Genomic DNA, 19,097 nt, shown 5'->3' on the forward strand with positions numbered 1-19,097 from the left:
AATACGTCGAAAGAGTGAACGAATAACCTGCTTGCATAGACAAACGGGTAAATAAAAATTCAATTCACGTTCTGAAATCTTTAAAAGGCGCATATTTTAGCAGGAAAGTCGCTTAAACTTATAGCCTAAAATGCGGCTGGGAAAATATTGATTTATGGACAAAAAGTGTCTGAAAATTAATATTGTCTAATCATAAGGTTACATAAGTGAACAATACAGTGGGTTATAATTTTCCGGCTAACTCTTATGATAGGCAACAGGGGCTGGGCGAAAAATCGATGATAGAAGGCAAATTGATGTTTAAACACACTAAAAATATGAAGAAATATTATAAATTACTAAGCTTGAGTGTGGCGTGTCTCTGTTCAATGAGTGCGCAGGCAGCAGAAGAACAATTTAATGATGCCTTACGAGCAGCAAATGCTGGAAATATCGGACAATTACAACAATATCAGTCTGCCATGCAAAATGATGCCTTGGGCTATTATCCTGAATACTGGATTCTGAACCAGAATCTTGGCTCACAACCTGCCAGTCAAATTATCAGTTTCGCCCAACGTTATCCTCAGTCGGCTATGGCAGAAAAACTCGCAGCCGATTATGTCGAAGAAAAAGTCAAAATGGCTGACTTTGCTACTGCGCAACCCGTTCTGCAATATGTCACCAATGCCGATCCGGCTGAAGCCTGTGCAGTTGCACAAGTCCGTGCTAAAAGTGGCGATCAGCTGGTCTATGCTGAATTTAAAGATGTCTGGCTGACCACCAATTCTCAACCTGAGTCATGTACGGGCTTGGGGCGTATGATGTTATCCAGTCCGCTTATGACCAATGAAGACCGCCAGCAGCGTTTGTGGGTGCAATTGCGTGCTGGACAGTCTGGACAGGCGATTGCCACTGCACAAGGTTTAGGGCTTAACCTGTCTCTGGCTCAGCTCAATACGATTCAGGCCAATCCAACCAATTATTTATGGTCAGCCCCTAAAAGTACTGCGGCTGATCATGCCTATCTGATTTATGCGTTGGGACGTCTGGCAGATAGCGATCTTGATTCAGCAATGTCCATAGTGAAACGCACTGCTGAAGGCACGCCGGTACAAGTGCAGAAAACACTATTCAGAACTGTTGGTTATATTGGCGGCACTACGGTAATGAAGAATAACTTCAACCGTGAAGTGCTGAACTATCTGGATGCCAGCTATGGTTTGCCATTTAGTCCAGAAGAAGCCGAAATTTATGCCCGTCAGGCGATTCGTTTTAGTGCCTGGGAAAGTCTGATTCGTGCCATTGATGGCATGAGCGTGAACCAGAAACAGGAAGACCGCTGGCAATACTGGCTGGCGCGTGCCAGTGAACAGCGCACAGATCGCGCTTCAAAACAGGCAGCAGAAAGTATCTATAAAAAACTGGCGGTCGGTGAGGATTATCATAACCTGCTGGCACGGGATAGATTAGGCCAGTTAACGGCTTCTACCCCAAACTCAGCACAACCATCCAGTCAGGCCATGCAACGCCTGAACCAAGATATTCATTTCCGCCGTGCCTTTGTCTTGCGTAATATTAATGCGCCAGAGAATTATATTAACCGTGAATGGAACTGGGCAGTTCGTCAGGCTTATTTAAGAAAAGATGACGATTTACTGTTGGCAGCAGCTAAACGCGCGACGGATATGGGCTGGTATGACCGTGCCATTTATGCAGCGGATCGTACGGCGGACAAGCATAATTACAATTATCGTTATCCGATGCCACATCAGAATTATGTCGTGAGTCATAGCCGTAATGCCGGCATTGATGCTGCCTGGGCTTATGGTTTGATGCGTCAGGAAAGTCGGTTTAATACCGGTGCACGCTCTCATGTAGGGGCTGGTGGTTTGATGCAGATCATGCCGGACACCGCCAAACTGGTCGCTCGTCAAATGGGTGAGACTTATAACCCCGCAGCCTTAACCGATATGAACACCAATATCCGTTACGGAACTTACTATTTATCAACAATTCAGCGTCAATTGAGCAATAGTCCGGTACTGGCTACAGCAGGTTATAATGCCGGCCCGAACCGTGCCCGCCGTTGGCAACCCGAATTCCAAAGTATTGCTGCGGATCAATATACCGAGACTATTCCTTTATTGGAAACGCGAGATTATGTGAAACATGTCATGACGAACGCGACATATTACGGTATTTTATTGGGACAGGGCGCACAATCGGTCGGTAAGCGTATGCAAGCCATTCCGTTACGTAATACACCATAGCATTCAAGAAATCTAAGGGAAGGATAGTTTGTTGATCAAGGGAATAAGGGGTGCTCAAATTTCTGCTGGATGGGCTGCGCTTTTATTTTTAGCAGCAAGTCCAGCTGCCTTTGCACTGCCAACGGGTTATGTCATGGACATCCAGATGGTACCGGCACTTTGCAGTCTGGATCCGGCCTACAGTAAAAAAAGAAAATGTCTTGAAGGTTATTCCCTAAATATTTCTGGTCTCTATCCTCAAACCACATCGACACATTGCACTACTACCAGTTCTGCGAAGTTACCGCCTTTGCAGGCTAAGGTGGTGGCGCGTATCATGCCGGATGAAAATACCCGCGCATTACTCTGGCATAATATTGGCGGCTGTATTCCGATGAATGCCACGCAGTATTTTCGTACCGTGATCAATCATGCTGATCGTCTGAAAGTTCCTGAAGAACTCACCGAGCAGGAAAGTCATACCGTTTCCATTGATATGCTGCGTTCCAAATTTCTGAAAATCAATCCGCAACTGCCTTCAACAGCATTGCGCTTTAACTGCCATCAGACCCGCGCATCCAGCCTGCTGACCTCCATCCAGGTCTGTTACAACGCCAATGGTGGCTATAAAGGCTGTCCTGCAAACATTATTAATACATGCCCAAAAACTGTCACAATAAAAGGGACATACTAAGCTTTTTAGTCAAATTAATTTATATTTCCTATCATACTTTTGTTGAAATCCATTCTCTTTTACATGCATCTCGAAGAGGATTGGAGTACAATCTTTGCCGTTTATGATTATTAAGATTAGATAGAACAGCTATTTAATCATTATGACGATCCTCTCAATTGGAGATAATTACATGAAGCAACCTGTTCGCGTTGCCGTTACTGGCGCTGCTGGTCAAATTGGTTACAGCCTATTATTCCGTATCGCAAGCGGTGAAATGCTTGGTAAAGACCAACCAGTTATTCTTCAATTATTAGAAATTCCTGTTGAGAAAGCTCAGCAAGCGCTTAAAGGCGTAATGATGGAACTAGACGACTGTGCTTTCCCATTATTGGCGGGCATGATCGGTACTGATGATCCTAAAGTAGCTTTCAAAGATGCAGACTATGCTCTATTAGTTGGTTCACGTCCACGTGGTCCTGGTATGGAACGTGCTGACCTGCTTAAAGTAAACGGCGAAATCTTCATTGGTCAAGGCCAAGCACTGAACGAAGTTGCTAGCCGTGACGTTAAAGTTCTTGTTGTAGGTAACCCTGCGAACACTAACGCTTACATCGCAATGAAATCTGCTCCAGATCTTCCAGCGAAAAACTTCACAGCAATGTTGCGTCTTGACCACAACCGTGCGTTAACTCAACTTGCTCAAAAAGCGGGCGTTGCAGTTTCTGACATCGAAAACATGACTGTTTGGGGTAACCACTCTCCAACAATGTATGCTGACTACCGTTTTGCTAACGTAAACGGCGAAAGCTTAAAAGACAAAATCAACGATGCAGCTTGGAACAAAGACGTATTCCTTCCAACTGTTGGTAAACGTGGTGCTGCGATCATCGAAGCACGTGGCCTGTCTTCTGCTGCTTCTGCTGCAAACGCTGCAATCGACCATATGCGCGATTGGGCTCTTGGCACAAACGGCAAATGGGTAACTATGGGTATTCCTTCTGACGGTTCTTACGGCATCCCTGAAGGCGTAATGTTCGGTTTCCCTGTAACTACTGAAAACGGTGAATACAAAATCGTTCAAGGTCTTGAAATCGACGAATTCAGCCGTGAACGTATCAACGTGACACTGAACGAGCTTGAAGAAGAGCGCGCAGCAGTTGCTGACATGCTTAAATAATTTAATTTTTTAATTAAATTAAAAAGAAGGCACTCTAGTTAGGGTGCCTTTTTTATTGAACAAAAAATAACATCCTGTGAAGGAGAGACAACTGAGTTTGTTATATAGGCAGGCTAAGGTAGATACAAGCTCATAATTCAAAAGGGGGAGGTCATTCAGATGTTAGAACAACGCCCAACCTTCGAACTTTTTTTTGAACAATTAGGCCTGGACTCCAGTCCTGAAGCAATCGACGAATTTATTAATACCCATCAAATTGGCATGGATGTACCGCTACACAAAGCACCATTTTGGAGTAAGGCACAACATGACTTTTTGATCAGTCACTGGAAGAAAGATGATGACTGGGCCATATGGGTAGATGTGCTAAATGAGCAGTTACATACTGAAGCCGTGGGCTCAGGCTCCTGTAGCTTGCCCAGTGGTAATTCAAACTAAAGTTTTCAATCTGAACACCTTGATCATTTAACCAACTGATAAATCGAATAATGGAGTCTGCTTATGCTTATGGAACAACAGGTCACTCTGGAACTACTTTTTGAACAACTTGGTTTGCCGTCAGATGAGGCTTCGATCGAGCAATTTGCTAAAGATCATCAGCTCGATGCCAAAGTAGCTCTGCCAGATGCCGAATTCTGGAGTGAAGGACAGAGTGCCTTTTTACGTGAACACTGGCATCAGGATGATGAATGGATTGTCATTATTGACAAGTTAAATCAGTTGCTTCATGTAGAAAGTGATAAAGCAGCAGAATAAACTCCATCAGGTACAAAAAGAAACAACAAGCCTAGTCATTTGACTAGGCTTTTTTTATATTATGTTATAAGTTAGATATATAAATAACTACAAATTAACTGATATAAGGAGGGCGAGATGCTCGGAAGAATGCAACCGTCTTTGGAACTATTGTTTTCTCAACTCGGTCTACCGAATAGTCCAGCTGCCATTGAACTGTATATACGTACTCACCAGTTACCGGCTCATGTTTTTCTGCATGATGCGCCGTTTTGGAATAAAGCGCAGCGCTCATTATTAATCAGTCATCTGGTGCAAGATGATGACTGGGCGATTTGGGTAGATGAACTTAATCAGCAACTGCATATGGATGCGCAACATCCTAAGATTCTAAAGTCCGCTTAAACTTGATATCAAAAAAGCCTCATATTTATGAGGCTTTTTTGATGAAGGTCCTGGAGGTAATTAATGCATCCGGCGACGCAATAACTGAATAAACCAGTCCAATTGGCGGTATTCATCAAAAGCAGGATGTTGCTGTAACAGATCAAAGTCAAACACAGGCATCTTGCTGTATTTGTTCAGCCAATGACGGGTCATGGCAGGTTCTTTCTTGCTGGCAGACGCATAGGCCAGGAAGAAATAAATCTCCGCATGCTCATAATGGGTCATCGGTTTGAGAATCTGTTGGGTGATCAGGGCGAAATGCTTTTCCTGGGTCAGCTCAAAATAAATCATATACGCCTTGGCCAGATGCAAAGACAGATTAATATAAAGATCTAACGGAATTTCCTCAAAATCTACCCGGCCCTGTTCGAGCAAGACAATTGCTTCTTGCAGGAAATGCAGCTGTTCCTGGCGTATCTGGCTAATGGTCACCAGTTGCAAGCGAAGATCGGCGCGCTCAAGAGCCAATTCAGGAGTATTGCCGTTTAAAAACAGCTGATCAGTTTCACCGATACGGGCAATGATCTGTTGGGTGTTTGGTCGCATGAACGCCGTCCTCTAGTCTCAATAAGGGCTATATGAGGCTAAAAATAGAAATTTAAAGTTTTAAATCAGCTGATTGTCTGAACGCAGCCACGCAGTAATCGAAAGACGCTGCTGTTTGGACAGCAGAACCTCATGTAACAGATCACTTTGAAAGATGGCGATGCGGTTCGGTTTAGGCTGGATAATATGCCATTGATCATTTTTATCCTGCAGACGTAATTCGCCGCCCCAGTTATCTTGCCAATCATCATGCAGATAATAAACCGCAGAAATCATTCGGCCATTTTTGCCTTGAGGATTATCGCGATGCAGGGCATAGAACTCACCCGCGTTATAGCAGGCAAAATGGGCTTCCACATCTTTAATGCCTAAATAAAACGCGCGGTTTAAAATTTGAGAAAATTGTTGAAGGGTTTGAATGTGTCGGTGGGAAATTTGAAATTCAGGTTGTAACCAAAGAATATGATCACTACGGATGTTGTTAACGACACCATTTTGAATGGCTGCATTACGAAATTCGTTTAAGTGGCTTAAGCATTCTTGACTCACTGCATGTTGATATTCGCTAGAGTAAGCATCGTCAACAATACTAAAGCCATGTTGATCTAAATCATCTAAGATTTGATCAACATTCCAATCCCCTGGGATGATAACTGCTTCCATTTTTTCAATTCTCGATAGTGTGGTAAAAAAAGGTCCGCTATTTTAGTGCAATAATCGTTTCTGAACGAAATAGTTTTTCATGTTAAAATAGCAATTGATCTTAGGAATAATTGAAACATGAATTACCGTCACTCTTACCACGCAGGCAACTTTGCCGATGTCATGAAGCACGTTTTATTGCTTCAGTTGTTGACTCGACTGAATGCAAAAAACAAACCTTATCGCTATGTAGATACACATGGTGGTGCAGGTAAATATGATTTGTCGACTGCCGAAGCGCAAAAATCAGGTGAGTTTTTAAACGGTATTCATCGTCTTGTTAAGCTGGATGATTCGATCAAGCGTAATGCACCTGAAGGCGTACAACAATATCTAAAAATTGTTGAGAAAATGCGTGAAAACTTTGGTAAAGGTGCATATCCGGGTTCACCATGGTTTGCGCTGGAAGGCATGCGTGAAATTGACAAGGCCACTATTTTTGAAATGCAGCGAGATGTGTTCCAGCAGCTACGTCATAACATTTTTGACAAACGCGCCGGTCTGCATGAGCGTGATGCGTATGAAGGCTTACTCGCAGTCATTCCACCGAAAGAAAAACGTGGTTTGGTCATGATCGATCCGCCGTATGAGCTGGAGCGTAAAGACTTCCCTCAATTGGTTGAATTACTGGTTGCTGCTTATAAAAAATGGCCGACAGGCGTATTTGCAGTTTGGTACCCAATTAAAGACCGTGCCATGATTGAACGTTTCGAGAAGAAAATGTTCAAGACCGGGATTCGCCGTCAGTTGGTATGTGAAATCTGTGTATGGCCAGATGATACACCAGTGGGTTTAAATGGTTGTGGTTTACTGGTGATTAACCCACCTTGGAAGTTCTCTGAAGATGCAGACGAAGCGCTGCAATGGTTATTCCCGCATTTGCGTATGCAGGAAAATGGCGGTCATGCAGCAGTTCGTTGGTTAGTAGGCGAATAATATTTTAAAGATCGGGTCATAGTTAGGATCGACAAGAATGACAAGTACAAATAAGCCGGAACACGAATCTTCGAAAGATTTGCCATTTGATGGCATCACCTTCGAGGTGGAAGAGGTAGAGCATACCCAGGAAGGGCAAAGAGTTAAGCGTCGAGGTATCTATCTGTGGCCTAACCTGATTACAACCGCTGCGTTGTTATCAGGCTTTTACTCGATTATTGCCAGTATGAATGGCGAATTTCAGCAAGCTATTTATGCCATTTTCTTGGCAGCTTTATTTGATGGTCTCGATGGTCGTGTGGCACGTGCGATTGGGGCACAAAGTCCATTCGGTGAACAGTTCGACTCACTATCCGATATGCTGGCATTTGGGGTGGCACCGGCTATTTTGATGTATAGCTGGGGATTAAGTGATTTAGGCCGTATCGGGCTGGCGGCTTGTTTTGTCTATACGGCTTGTGCAGCTTTCCGCCTGGCACGCTTTAATGTTCAGATTGGCGTAGTGGATAAACGCTATTTTATTGGCGTTGCAAGTCCATTAGCAGCCGTCATTATTATTTCACTGGTCTGGGTAGGATTGGACTTCCCAGCTGTGTTTGATATTCGTGATTTTACTGTACAAATCATTAATGCTGCGATTATCGTAATCGTTGGCTTATTGATGATTTCTAATATCAAATACTATTCATTTAAAACCGTAGAGCGTAGACGGGTACCGTTTTTCGTGTTGCCGATCGCGGTGTTTATCTTTGCAGCGATGACTTATAATATTCCGGTAGGGATTCTCGTGATCTCTGTCATCTATGCTTTGTCTGGTTTCCTTACAACCTTTATGGCAAAAAGACAGAGTACCTTATAACAATATAAAAATAAGGAGTTTGAGATGCAGTTTCTTCAAGATTTTCTAGATCGTTCGAAACAGCTGAATCAGACTCCTGCTGTTTCCCAGCATAATCTTGCCTATCATGGGCCAAACCAGAAATATAAAATTATTCATCAGGGCCTGACGCTTCCTGATCTGCCTGCGCCACTACATTATCTTAATTTTCTTAGTATTATTGGTCAGCCTAATGCACCGATGTTGGCTAACCCGAGTGCTATTCAAACCAATGCACTGGATACAGCCACAGTAATCTGTAGTACCAGTCCGCATATGGCGGGACAATTAAATTGCTATTCAATCAAAAAGGATTGCAAGTTTCAGTATGGCCTGTTTCAGTTTCTGGATCGTGAAAAACTGACCGGCGACTTTCCGCATTTTCGTTTACAGCGTTTTGATTCTGAACTGAGCTTTGATCTCAGCATCCATACGACCAATCTGATTTCACACTTTACCCAAATGCGCTTTGCACTGGCTGATCATTGGTCTTTGCTCTGTTATTGTCAGGGAACTTTACATTATAAGGATCAGAAATACCTTATCGAGAGTTTGGGTAGTTTTGAATTTGCACGAAGCTTTAATTTTCCCTATTTACCTTTAGCCTTTCTGACCTATCAGATTATTAACCTGAGTGAAGGACGGCAATTATTACTGGCACAAATTCGGGATAGTCTGAACAGCATTGTGCAGTCACGCATCTATTTACGTGATCTAAAAAATATGACCAGTCAGATGTTCGATCAAAAAGTCTATTTCAAGGTACATCGGCTTTATCCGAGTGTAACTACCCCAAATGGGCAAAAGATGTATCTGCCACGTGAGTTTGAATGGTGCTATGAAGATGGCAAAGGAATGCAGATCTGGCTGCAGGGACAAAGCCGGGGAGATTTTAAATTTGGCCTGGCTGCGGGTTATGTCGGAAGTTTTAATTACGAAGTCAGAATTAATGGCGAGACTGAGCATGGGGAAGGGGGCTACTGTGAATATATAGATTGCCGCTCCTTGCGCTTTCAGGAACACAATAAAAAAGAGAAATTATTAAGTACATTGGCCAATCCTGTACCTTTAATGCTCAAAAAATAGGGAAAATCGGCATTTTTGTAGAAATAATAATCAACTGAAGTATTTTCTTAAAAATAGGGGTTGCGCTTGTTTGGGATTGGTCTATAATGCACATCCATCGGCGGTGATGAAGATTAAAACTTCTGATAAAACAGTAACTTAGCATGAAATGGTTGGGTTGGGTTTTAGAAAGAAAGTTTAAAAATAATTTTCATTACTGGTTGACTTTCTAGAGATAGAGAGTAATATAGCCGACCTAGCTTGCTACTGACGAGGTAGTAAGAAGATCATTAAGAGATTATGAAGAACAACTTGTGTGGATTTTTACTGATTGATTAATCGAAATTATTTTCATTGATTGAATGGTAGAAATTACTCGAAGTTTATTTGAGAAATATTTGTCAGAAAATTGATGAGCCAAGTTTAAGAGTTTTACTTATAAAACTCGAAATGATTTTAACTGAAGAGTTTGATCATGGCTCAGATTGAACGCTGGCGGCAGGCTTAACACATGCAAGTCGAGCGGGGATAGGGTGCTTGCACCTGATTCCTAGCGGCGGACGGGTGAGTAATGCTTAGGAATCTGCCTATTAGTGGGGGACAACGTTCCGAAAGGGACGCTAATACCGCATACGTCCTACGGGAGAAAGCAGGGGATCTTCGGACCTTGCGCTAATAGATGAGCCTAAGTCGGATTAGCTAGTTGGTGGGGTAAAGGCCTACCAAGGCGACGATCTGTAGCGGGTCTGAGAGGATGATCCGCCACACTGGGACTGAGACACGGCCCAGACTCCTACGGGAGGCAGCAGTGGGGAATATTGGACAATGGGGGCAACCCTGATCCAGCCATGCCGCGTGTGTGAAGAAGGCCTTTTGGTTGTAAAGCACTTTAAGCGAGGAGGAGGCTTACCTGGTTAATACCTGGGATAAGTGGACGTTACTCGCAGAATAAGCACCGGCTAACTCTGTGCCAGCAGCCGCGGTAATACAGAGGGTGCAAGCGTTAATCGGATTTACTGGGCGTAAAGCGCGCGTAGGTGGCTAATTAAGTCAAATGTGAAATCCCCGAGCTTAACTTGGGAATTGCATTCGATACTGGTTAGCTAGAGTATGGGAGAGGATGGTAGAATTCCAGGTGTAGCGGTGAAATGCGTAGAGATCTGGAGGAATACCGATGGCGAAGGCAGCCATCTGGCCTAATACTGACACTGAGGTGCGAAAGCATGGGGAGCAAACAGGATTAGATACCCTGGTAGTCCATGCCGTAAACGATGTCTACTAGCCGTTGGGGCCCTTGAGGCTTTAGTGGCGCAGCTAACGCGATAAGTAGACCGCCTGGGGAGTACGGTCGCAAGACTAAAACTCAAATGAATTGACGGGGGCCCGCACAAGCGGTGGAGCATGTGGTTTAATTCGATGCAACGCGAAGAACCTTACCTGGCCTTGACATACAGAGAACTTTCCAGAGATGGATTGGTGCCTTCGGGAACTCTGATACAGGTGCTGCATGGCTGTCGTCAGCTCGTGTCGTGAGATGTTGGGTTAAGTCCCGCAACGAGCGCAACCCTTTTCCTTATTTGCCAGCACTTCGGGTGGGAACTTTAAGGATACTGCCAGTGACAAACTGGAGGAAGGCGGGGACGACGTCAAGTCATCATGGCCCTTACGGCCAGGGCTACACACGTGCTACAATGGTCGGTACAAAGGGTTGCTACTGCGCGAGCAGATGCTAATCTCAAAAAGCCGATCGTAGTCCGGATCGCAGTCTGCAACTCGACTGCGTGAAGTCGGAATCGCTAGTAATCGCGGATCAGAATGCCGCGGTGAATACGTTCCCGGGCCTTGTACACACCGCCCGTCACACCATGGGAGTTTGTTGCACCAGAAGTAGGTAGTCTAACCTTAGGGAGGACGCTTACCACGGTGTGGCCGATGACTGGGGTGAAGTCGTAACAAGGTAGCCGTAGGGGAACCTGCGGCTGGATCACCTCCTTAACGAAAGATTGACGATTGGTAAGAATCCACAACAAGTTGTTCTTCATGACGATGTATCTGAGGGTCTGTAGCTCAGTTGGTTAGAGCACACGCTTGATAAGCGTGGGGTCACAAGTTCAAGTCTTGTCAGACCCACCACTACTGACGAAGCGTTAATTGCAGAGCGAACAGAAACGGAACGATACATTGACTTATTGATAAGCTGGGGACTTAGCTTAGTTGGTAGAGCGCCTGCTTTGCACGCAGGAGGTCAGGAGTTCGACTCTCCTAGTCTCCACCATACATTCTTCGAATGTATAAAGAACGAAGCTAAAATAAACAATCAAACGGTTGTTAGCCTAGTCCTTAAGCGATCAAGTGCGTAGATCCTAGAGATTAACAAGTAGAAGCGTTAAGATACGCACCACTTGATAATCTCTGTGATTTATCACAGTTTCTCGATCTGACGAAGACGAGAAAAATCATTAACAGAATATATTTGAGTTGAAATAATTTGTTCATACTCATGAAAGAGCGGAAACAAGAGATCGTAAGATTGACTGTTGAAGTGATTGAATGAGAACTAGCGAAATTAACTGAATCAAGCGTTTTGGTATATGAATCTAATTGAAGCTGTACGGTAGTTAAATCTACGAGACGCCAACTGTATGAGAGTGATGAGTAATCATCATAATCTGTTGCTCATCCTACTTGTAGGGATGAACGACTGTTTGGGGTTGTATAGTCAAGTAATTAAGTGCATGTGGTGGATGCCTTGGCAGTCAGAGGCGAAGAAAGACGTGATAGCCTGCGAAAAGCTCCGGGGAGGCGGCAAATATCCTGTGATCCGGAGATGTCTGAATGGGGAAACCCACCGGCTATAAGGTCGGTATCATAAACTGAATACATAGGTTTATGAGGCGAACGCGGAGAAGTGAAACATCTCAGTATCCGTAGGAAAAGAAATCAATTGAGATTCCCTCAGTAGCGGCGAGCGAAAGGGGAACAGCCCATTAAGTCATATCAGTTTTAGTGGAATGCTCTGGGAAGTGCAACCATAGTGGGTGATAGTCCTGTACACGAAAGGGCTGATATGATGATGTCGAGTAGGGCGAGGCACGTGAAACCTTGTCTGAATATAGGGGGACCATCCTCTAAGGCTAAATACTCCTGACTGACCGATAGTGAACCAGTACCGTGAGGGAAAGGCGAAAAGAACCCCTGTGAGGGGAGTGAAATAGATCCTGAAACCGCATGCATACAAGCAGTGGGAGCCACTTTGTGTGGTGACTGCGTACCTTTTGTATAATGGGTCAGCGACTTATATTCAGTAGCGAGGTTAACCGAATAGGGGAGCCGTAGAGAAATCGAGTCTTAATAGGGCGTTTAGTTGCTGGGTATAGACCCGAAACCGGGTGATCTATCCATGAGCAGGTTGAAGGTTGGGTAACACTAACTGGAGGACCGAACCCACTGTCGTTGAAAAGCCAGGGGATGACTTGTGGATAGGGGTGAAAGGCTAATCAAACTCGGTGATAGCTGGTTCTCCCCGAAAGCTATTTAGGTAGCGCCTCGGACGAATACCATTGGGGGTAGAGCACTGTTTCGGCTAGGGGGTCATCCCGACTTACCAAACCGATGCAAACTCCGAATACCAATGAGTACTATCCGGGAGACAGACTGCGGGTGCTAACGTCCGTAGTCAAGAGGAAAACAATCCAGACCGCCAGCTAAGGTCCCTAAATCATAGTTAAGTGGGAAACGATGTGGGAAGGCATAGACAGCTAGGAGGTTGGCTTAGAAGCAGCCACCCTTTAAAGAAAGCGTAATAGCTCACTAGTCGAGTCGGCCTGCGCGGAAGATGTAACGGGGCTAAAACTATGTACCGAAGCTGCGGATTTGCAATTTATTGCAAGTGGTAGGGGAGCGTTCTGTAAGCCGATGAAGGTGTGTTGAGAAGCATGCTGGAGGTATCAGAAGTGCGAATGCTGACGTGAGTAACGACAAAACGGGTGAAAAACCCGTTCGCTGAAAGACCAAGGGTTCCAGTCCAACGTTAATCGGGGCTGGGTGAGTCGACCCCTAAGGCGAGGCCGAGAGGCGTAGTCGATGGGAAATTGGTTAATATTCCAATACTTCAGTGTAATGCGATGAGAGGACGGAGAAGGTTAAGTCAGCCTGGCGTTGGTTGTCCAGGTGGAAGACAGTAGGCATGCATCTTAGGCAAATCCGGGGTGCTCTATGCTGAGAGTTGATAGCAAGCCAGTTTACTGGTGAAGTGGCTGATACCATACTTCCAGGAAAAGTCTCTAAGCTTCAGTTACACTGGAATCGTACCCGAAACCGACACAGGTGGTCAGGTCGAGTAGACCAAAGCGCTTGAGAGAACTCTGCTGAAGGAACTAGGCAAAATGGTACCGTAACTTCGGGAGAAGGTACGCTGCCGGCGGTGATAGGACTTGCTCCTTGAGCTGTTGGCAGCCTCAGAAACCAGGCCGCTGCAACTGTTTATTAAAAACATAGCACTCTGCAAACACGAAAGTGGACGTATAGGGTGTGATGCCTGCCCGGTGCTGGAAGGTTAATTGATGTGGTTAGCGCAAGCGAAGCTATTGATCGAAGCCCCAGTAAACGGCGGCCGTAACTATAACGGTCCTAAGGTAGCGAAATTCCTTGTCGGGTAAGTTCCGACCTGCACGAATGGCATAATGATGGCGGCGCTGTCTCCAGCAGAGGCTCAGTGAAATCGAATTCGCCGTGAAGATGCGGTGTACCCGCGGCTAGACGGAAAGACCCCGTGAACCTTTACTGCAGCTTGACATTGAACTTTGATCTTACTTGTGTAGGATAGGTGGGAGGCTTTGAAGTGGCGACGCTAGTTGCCATGGAGCCGTCCTTGAAATACCACCCTGGTAATATTGAGGTTCTAACTCTGCTCCATAATCTGGAGCGAGGACCATGTCTGGTGGGTAGTTTGACTGGGGCGGTCTCCTCCTAAAGAGTAACGGAGGAGTACGAAGGTGCGCTCAGCGTGGTCGGAAATCACGCGTAGAGTATAAAGGCAAAAGCGCGCTTAACTGCGAGACCCACAAGTCGAGCAGGTACGAAAGTAGGTCTTAGTGATCCGGTGGTTCTGTATGGAAGGGCCATCGCTCAACGGATAAAAGGTACTCTGGGGATAACAGGCTGATACCGCCCAAGAGTTCATATCGACGGCGGTGTTTGGCACCTCGATGTCGGCTCATCTCATCCTGGGGCTGAAGCAGGTCCCAAGGGTATGGCTGTTCGCCATTTAAAGAGGTACGCGAGCTGGGTTTAGAACGTCGTGAGACAGTTCGGTCCCTATCTACCGTGGGCGCTGGAAATTTGAGAGGATCTGCTCCTAGTACGAGAGGACCAGAGTGGACGAACCTCTGGTGTACCGGTTGTGACGCCAGTCGCATCGCCGGGTAGCTATGTTCGGAAGGGATAACCGCTGAAAGCATCTAAGCGGGAAGCCTACCTCAAGATAAGATTTCCCCGAGACTTTATGTCTCCTAAAGAGCCGTTGAAGACTACGACGTTGATAGGTTGGATGTGGAAGTGCAGTGATGCATGAAGCTGACCAATACTAATTGCTCGTGAGGCTTGACTATACAACACCCAAGCAGTTGTATATAAAGCATCAATTGATTTCATATTGATCTAACGATCAGACGAAACCTTGATTTAGTTAAGCTAATCGAACAAACTACTGCGACTCAGATACATCTGTTAATGCATTCTATTTGAAGAAAGCTAGGCAAACGAAGCGTAAGCAACGTAGATAAGACCATAGCGAGTAATCATACCAGTTGTGCTGGCGACCATAGCAAGAGTGAACCACCTGATCCCTTCCCGAACTCAGAAGTGAAACCTCTTAGCGCTGATGGTAGTGTGGGGTATCCCATGTGAGAGTAAGTCATCGCCAGCTCATTAATTCAAAATCCCCCTAGCTAAAAGCTAGGGGGATTTTTTTATGCGGGAAATTTGTGTGGGAAATAAAGATAAGTAGAATCAAAATGACAGTGAAATGAGAAAAATAGAGAAGATTAACCTTCCTCTTGATTTCTCAACTGTCGGCGAGCATGTTTTAAAGCCGTTCTTAAACCTTCTTCAAGCGTCGGATGATAGAAAGGCTTAGCAAGAAGTTCATCTAACGTTACCCCTTCATCAATCAGCCAAGCAAAAGTATGGGCAAAATGTTCGGCAGATTTTACAAAGAGTTCTGCACCTAATAATTGGCGTGTACGTTTATCAATATAAATTTCAACAGCACCCTTATTTTTAGCCAGAACCATCGCCCGACCTTGGCGCTCATAAGACATTTTTCCAATCACAAAGTCGATGTTCTTGTTTTTAAGCTGTTTATAGCTTTGGCCAGCAATTGCCATTTCCGGTTGACTAAACACAATACTCAGCGGTGTTAAGTCTTTTAAACTCTTCAGTTTTGGATAATTAAGGCAGTTATGCACTGCACCTCGGCCTTCATGGGCTGCTTCATGCTGAATGGGGGTAGAAGTATGTGCATCACCAACCACAAAAATTGGGTAATTTCCCAGTTGTTTGGTTTGTGGATCAATCGGTAGCTCTTTAAGATTACCAAATTGAGAGTCAATCTGTTGTAGATTCAGCGAATCTAAATGACTACGACGGCCGGTGGCCACCAATACATAATCAACCATAAGGTGCTGCGTTTGACCTTGCTCGATAAACTCAAGCTTGACCTGATTGCCTATCTTTCGCACGTTTTGCGGTAAGACTTCAAACTTAATCTTTAATTCATTGCTGAGAAGTTCTTGGGCGAGTTGTTGCAGATCAGGGCTGGTCAGGGCACCAACACGACGGCTTCGTGCGAATATTGTCGTTTCACAGCCCAACCTTTGCATGGCTTGAGCCAGCTCCAGTGCAATGACACCACTGCCAATCACGGCTAAAGATTTAGGGATGGCGTCTAGTTCAAAGATTTGATCTGAGGTAATCAGTCGTTCACCGAGCTGCTGCTTCCATTCAGCGTCATAGGTTGGGGTAGAGCCGACAGCCAGAATAAAGGCTTTGGCCTGATATTGCTGTTGGTTCACCTGTACGGTTTGAGCATCAATAAACTCTGCCTTGCCTTGAATTTTGTGTTGTGCATCCCAGCTTTCAACTTCTTTTAAAGTGGCCTGGGTGAAATGGTCACGTAAAGCGCGGACATGCGGCATCACCTGTGTGGTATCGACCTGGGCTTTGATGTTGAGACCAACTTTATCTGCTTCTTGCAAATCGTGTAGGCGATGTGCAGCAGAAATCAGCACTTTACTGGGCATACAGCCCACTCGGGCACAGGTCGTATCCCAGGAACCGTCATTAATAATAAGAATATTTTGTGTGTGCTTAATGGCTTCTTGATAAGCAGTGATTCCTGCTGTGCCTGCACCAATAGTAATAATGTCGTACATAGGAGCAATTTCAATAAAGAGAGATACTATCGAATATATAAAAAAACCCTCTATTTAGAGGGTTTAATTGCAATTTCTTACATTAAAATTTTATACCAGTTGGCTCGGTTAAAGTTGTGCTAATAGTTCCATTATTATTGGTAGATGTGCCCTTAAATGTAATATTATTGATCATGTGTTCAAAATTCAAAGTTCCACTAGTTTCATTTTTAAAGCTAAAAATATTTTTACCAGTTAAAGAGATGTTGCCAGTGAAAGATTGTATATTACGCTCAGGTATTTCATTCTCAACACGAGTGCCATCAATTGCTGTAATATTAACAAGCTTTAATTCTTTTTCACCATTATTTTTAATACGATAACTCGATGAGCTACTTAGATCACCTGGTGTAGAGTTGAAGATAAAGGATATAGGCTCGGCGAATGAAACATTTGCATTGTCATTTATAAGAACATTAAAACCAGAACCTTTTTCAAACATAAATAACTCACCATCTAAAGACGTCAAATCTTTATAAGTGCTAAAAGCTCCTGTAGTAACTTCTTTTTCAACGGGTAAGTCCGTTTCAGGGTCTATTTCTGTTGTTGTTACAGTAATTTTATAATCACTAGTCGACTCATTAATTAATACAAAGCGCTTTTGATGCTCTTGTTCGACCCATTTCTGTTTGAATGGATATGCAAAAGCCCCTGTGATTGTCACATCATGTAAGTTTTTATCTATATTCTCATTCTCAAAAATAAAAATACGTGTGGTGGCTTGGTATGCTTCTAGATTCGGAGTTATCCCATCATCTTCTAAGCGGATATTCTTTAGGTCATCGCGGGTAATTTCGAAGTCCCAATCATTATAAGCTGGTAATAAAGTTTTAATTTGATCGCCTGTGAATGAGTAACATGCACGATAATCGCTGGTACTTTTTTCAAAACATTTTTCACGATAGAATTCAGGAAAACTGGCAAGATTTACATCTCTAATAGCCAGAGTTAGTTGTAATGGCCCATGTGCAAAAGTATCTAGTGAGTGATCAATATAACCTTTGGTAGTATTTAAATCATTTGCATCATAATTACCAAATAAAAATTGTCCTTCACGTTTTAGAATCTCAAGTTGTTTTGTCGCAATTTCAACAGAGGTACTTGGTGGGGGAGTGGTATTATTAGATTCATTCGATGTAGCGCCACTATCATAATAGCCTTTACTTCCCCCTCCACCACATGCACTAATAAGTCCTGAGAGTGCTAAAATTAATGAGCCTTTAACTAAGTTCATAAAGTTCCCCTAATAAAAAATTATGTATAAGATTTATTTGTATTATGTAAAGATACCATAGAAAAAAAGACGCATATAGCGCCTTTCATGAGTTAACTTAATTAAATTGTCGTCCCCACACTCACCCCCACCGTTGGGCGGACATCCATAGAGCTACAACCTGCCAGTACACATGCACAAATCAGCATGATCCAGATTTTATTCATGTAATAACCCCTGATTTTTTGCCTGATTAAATAGGGCTGCCGAACGTGAACCACTACGACAGACCATTAAAATCGGTTTCGGCAGTTCGTTATAGTACTTCGCAAACTCCTGCACATCGGCCTGAGAAATTGCACCGCTGCTTACGGGTTGATAAATCACGCTAACCCGGGATTTCTCGGCAATGTCACGTAATTGATTCACTTTCACCGTGTTACCTGCTTCCTGATCAGGGCGGTTTACAATCACCGATTTAAACCCATCTTGCAGCAAGATCTTAAATTTCTCAGGTGTCATTTGCCCAGAAACACTAAGATTGGCATTTAACGCACGGCTAAAATCACTGGCAGCAACGCATAGGGAGGTCGTGGTCATTGAGAGCGCCAAAACCATCCCTATCCACAACGATTTAGTCATCTAACAGGTCCATTTGTTTGGCCAGCTGATATAAGTTATTTGAGCGGTTGCCGGTACGGCAGAACATCAGAACCGGTTTTGGTAATTCATTAAAGTGATTGGCAAAGGTACGGACATCCAACTCGGTAATTTGCCCAGCCACCACCGGTTGATAGACATAATCTAACCCTGCATTACGCGCTGCATCTTCAATTTGTGCGCTGGTCGGTTGTTCAGGGCCACCTTCCATATCTGGACGGTTATTGATAATTGATTTAAAACCTTTTTCAACTACTTGAGAGATATGTTCAGGACCAATTTGGCCAGCAAAGCCTACATTTTCGCTCATGATGTCACTCCATTATGTTATTTATCTTGATATGCTTTATGATAGCATTA

The 19,097-nt window shown here is 44.2% G+C and carries 15 protein-coding genes, 2 tRNA genes and 3 rRNA genes; 14 read left to right on the forward strand and 6 right to left on the reverse strand.

The genetic code is table 11. The features are described from left to right. Nucleotides 1-317: 317 nt before the first annotated feature. The 6 genes from AC4MCC_RS02400 (at nt 318) to AC4MCC_RS02425 (ending at nt 5,224) form a co-directional block, all read left to right on the forward strand. Nucleotides 318-2,252: a lytic transglycosylase domain-containing protein gene (locus tag AC4MCC_RS02400; RefSeq protein ID WP_491885843.1), complete on the forward strand. Its 1,935-nt coding sequence runs from the start codon at nt 318-320 to the stop codon at nt 2,250-2,252. A 34-nt stretch (nt 2,253-2,286) separates the two neighbouring features. After that, nucleotides 2,287-2,925 (forward strand): ribonuclease T2 family protein, encoded by a 639-nt coding sequence (locus tag AC4MCC_RS02405; RefSeq protein WP_179992790.1) that lies wholly within the window; start codon nt 2,287-2,289, stop codon nt 2,923-2,925. Nucleotides 2,926-3,097: 172 nt separating this feature from the next. Next, nucleotides 3,098-4,084 (forward strand): malate dehydrogenase, encoded by a 987-nt coding sequence (locus AC4MCC_RS02410; RefSeq protein WP_491880277.1) that lies wholly within the window; start codon nt 3,098-3,100, stop codon nt 4,082-4,084. Nucleotides 4,085-4,243: 159 nt separating this feature from the next. Then, nucleotides 4,244-4,522 carry a DUF2789 family protein gene (locus AC4MCC_RS02415; protein ID WP_419374469.1) on the forward strand — a complete coding sequence of 93 codons (279 nt, stop codon included), beginning with the start codon at nt 4,244-4,246 and terminating at the stop codon, nt 4,520-4,522. Nucleotides 4,523-4,585: 63 nt separating this feature from the next. After that, complete coding sequence (locus AC4MCC_RS02420) at nt 4,586-4,840, forward strand: DUF2789 family protein (protein ID WP_151205357.1); 255 nt, start codon at nt 4,586-4,588, stop codon at nt 4,838-4,840. A gap of 117 nt (nt 4,841-4,957) precedes the next feature. Further along, nucleotides 4,958-5,224 carry a DUF2789 family protein gene (locus tag AC4MCC_RS02425; protein ID WP_419364207.1) on the forward strand — a complete coding sequence of 89 codons (267 nt, stop codon included), beginning with the start codon at nt 4,958-4,960 and terminating at the stop codon, nt 5,222-5,224. 60 nt (nt 5,225-5,284) lie between these two features. On the opposite strand, the gene AC4MCC_RS02430 is transcribed toward AC4MCC_RS02425, so the two are convergent. Together AC4MCC_RS02430 and AC4MCC_RS02435 are read right to left on the reverse strand one after the other, a co-directional pair. Then, nucleotides 5,285-5,812, reverse strand: a complete 528-nt coding sequence (locus AC4MCC_RS02430) for a hypothetical protein (RefSeq protein ID WP_419364209.1) — start codon at nt 5,810-5,812, stop codon at nt 5,285-5,287. A 60-nt stretch (nt 5,813-5,872) separates the two neighbouring features. Continuing rightward, on the reverse strand, nt 5,873-6,475 hold the full coding sequence (locus AC4MCC_RS02435) for a 2OG-Fe(II) oxygenase (RefSeq protein WP_491885647.1): 603 nt from the start codon (nt 6,473-6,475) through the stop codon (nt 5,873-5,875). A gap of 117 nt (nt 6,476-6,592) precedes the next feature. Here AC4MCC_RS02435 and AC4MCC_RS02440 point away from each other — a divergent pair, with 117 nt between their 5' ends. The 8 genes from AC4MCC_RS02440 (at nt 6,593) to rrf (ending at nt 15,318) form a co-directional block, all read left to right on the forward strand. Beyond that, nucleotides 6,593-7,450, forward strand: coding sequence for a 23S rRNA (adenine(2030)-N(6))-methyltransferase RlmJ (locus AC4MCC_RS02440; protein ID WP_419364212.1), 858 nt, complete (start codon nt 6,593-6,595; stop codon nt 7,448-7,450). A gap of 37 nt (nt 7,451-7,487) precedes the next feature. Continuing rightward, nucleotides 7,488-8,309: a CDP-diacylglycerol--serine O-phosphatidyltransferase gene (gene pssA, locus AC4MCC_RS02445; RefSeq protein ID WP_005233819.1), complete on the forward strand. Its 822-nt coding sequence runs from the start codon at nt 7,488-7,490 to the stop codon at nt 8,307-8,309. A gap of 24 nt (nt 8,310-8,333) precedes the next feature. After that, nucleotides 8,334-9,413: a DUF6670 family protein gene (locus AC4MCC_RS02450; RefSeq protein WP_491885648.1), complete on the forward strand. Its 1,080-nt coding sequence runs from the start codon at nt 8,334-8,336 to the stop codon at nt 9,411-9,413. A gap of 436 nt (nt 9,414-9,849) precedes the next feature. Beyond that, nucleotides 9,850-11,387, forward strand: a 16S ribosomal RNA gene (locus AC4MCC_RS02455). 61 nt (nt 11,388-11,448) lie between these two features. Continuing rightward, a tRNA-Ile gene (locus tag AC4MCC_RS02460) sits at nt 11,449-11,525 on the forward strand. A gap of 66 nt (nt 11,526-11,591) precedes the next feature. Further along, nucleotides 11,592-11,667, forward strand: a tRNA-Ala gene (locus AC4MCC_RS02465). Between the two features lie 442 nt (nt 11,668-12,109). Further along, nucleotides 12,110-15,001 (forward strand): 23S ribosomal RNA (locus AC4MCC_RS02470). A 202-nt stretch (nt 15,002-15,203) separates the two neighbouring features. Further along, a 5S ribosomal RNA gene (gene rrf / locus AC4MCC_RS02475) occupies nt 15,204-15,318 on the forward strand. Together the 16S, 23S and 5S rRNA genes with 2 tRNA genes alongside form the textbook arrangement of a ribosomal RNA operon. A 118-nt stretch (nt 15,319-15,436) precedes the next feature. On the opposite strand, the gene AC4MCC_RS02480 is transcribed toward rrf, so the two are convergent. The 4 genes from AC4MCC_RS02480 to AC4MCC_RS02495 all read right to left on the reverse strand — a co-directional run bounded on the left by AC4MCC_RS02480 (nt 15,437) and on the right by AC4MCC_RS02495 (nt 19,047). Further along, on the reverse strand, nt 15,437-16,825 hold the full coding sequence (locus tag AC4MCC_RS02480; RefSeq protein ID WP_491885649.1) for a dihydrolipoyl dehydrogenase: 1,389 nt from the start codon (nt 16,823-16,825) through the stop codon (nt 15,437-15,439). An 82-nt stretch (nt 16,826-16,907) separates the two neighbouring features. Continuing rightward, nucleotides 16,908-18,098 (reverse strand): hypothetical protein, encoded by a 1,191-nt coding sequence (locus AC4MCC_RS02485; RefSeq protein WP_075168317.1) that lies wholly within the window; start codon nt 18,096-18,098, stop codon nt 16,908-16,910. Between the two features lie 198 nt (nt 18,099-18,296). After that, complete coding sequence (locus AC4MCC_RS02490; RefSeq protein WP_034598149.1) at nt 18,297-18,719, reverse strand: protein tyrosine phosphatase family protein; 423 nt, start codon at nt 18,717-18,719, stop codon at nt 18,297-18,299. Beyond that, nucleotides 18,712-19,047 (reverse strand): protein tyrosine phosphatase family protein, encoded by a 336-nt coding sequence (locus AC4MCC_RS02495; RefSeq protein ID WP_491876530.1) that lies wholly within the window; start codon nt 19,045-19,047, stop codon nt 18,712-18,714. Before AC4MCC_RS02495 ends, AC4MCC_RS02490 begins: the two co-directional genes overlap by 8 nt. Between the last annotated feature and the right edge of the window lie 50 nt (nt 19,048-19,097).

Source organism: Acinetobacter sp. CAU_H_56 (assembly GCF_058599425.1).

Bases quoted from the DNA above. Each gene is read 5' to 3' on its own strand.
- AC4MCC_RS02400 (WP_491885843.1), top strand. From the start codon at position 318: ATGAAGAAATATTATAAATTACTAAGCTTGAGTGTGGCGTGTCTCTGT.
- AC4MCC_RS02410 (WP_491880277.1), top strand. From the start codon at position 3,098: ATGAAGCAACCTGTTCGCGTTGCCGTTACTGGCGCTGCTGGTCAAATT.
- AC4MCC_RS02415 (WP_419374469.1), top strand. From the start codon at position 4,244: ATGTTAGAACAACGCCCAACCTTCGAACTTTTTTTTGAACAATTAGGC.
- AC4MCC_RS02420 (WP_151205357.1), top strand. From the start codon at position 4,586: ATGCTTATGGAACAACAGGTCACTCTGGAACTACTTTTTGAACAACTT.
- AC4MCC_RS02425 (WP_419364207.1), top strand. From the start codon at position 4,958: ATGCTCGGAAGAATGCAACCGTCTTTGGAACTATTGTTTTCTCAACTC.
- AC4MCC_RS02430 (WP_419364209.1), bottom strand. From the start codon at position 5,812: ATGCGACCAAACACCCAACAGATCATTGCCCGTATCGGTGAAACTGAT.
- AC4MCC_RS02435 (WP_491885647.1), bottom strand. From the start codon at position 6,475: ATGGAAGCAGTTATCATCCCAGGGGATTGGAATGTTGATCAAATCTTA.
- AC4MCC_RS02440 (WP_419364212.1), top strand. From the start codon at position 6,593: ATGAATTACCGTCACTCTTACCACGCAGGCAACTTTGCCGATGTCATG.
- pssA (WP_005233819.1), top strand. From the start codon at position 7,488: ATGACAAGTACAAATAAGCCGGAACACGAATCTTCGAAAGATTTGCCA.
- AC4MCC_RS02450 (WP_491885648.1), top strand. From the start codon at position 8,334: ATGCAGTTTCTTCAAGATTTTCTAGATCGTTCGAAACAGCTGAATCAG.
- AC4MCC_RS02480 (WP_491885649.1), bottom strand. From the start codon at position 16,825: ATGTACGACATTATTACTATTGGTGCAGGCACAGCAGGAATCACTGCT.
- AC4MCC_RS02485 (WP_075168317.1), bottom strand. From the start codon at position 18,098: ATGAACTTAGTTAAAGGCTCATTAATTTTAGCACTCTCAGGACTTATT.
- AC4MCC_RS02490 (WP_034598149.1), bottom strand. From the start codon at position 18,719: ATGACTAAATCGTTGTGGATAGGGATGGTTTTGGCGCTCTCAATGACC.
- AC4MCC_RS02495 (WP_491876530.1), bottom strand. From the start codon at position 19,047: ATGAGCGAAAATGTAGGCTTTGCTGGCCAAATTGGTCCTGAACATATC.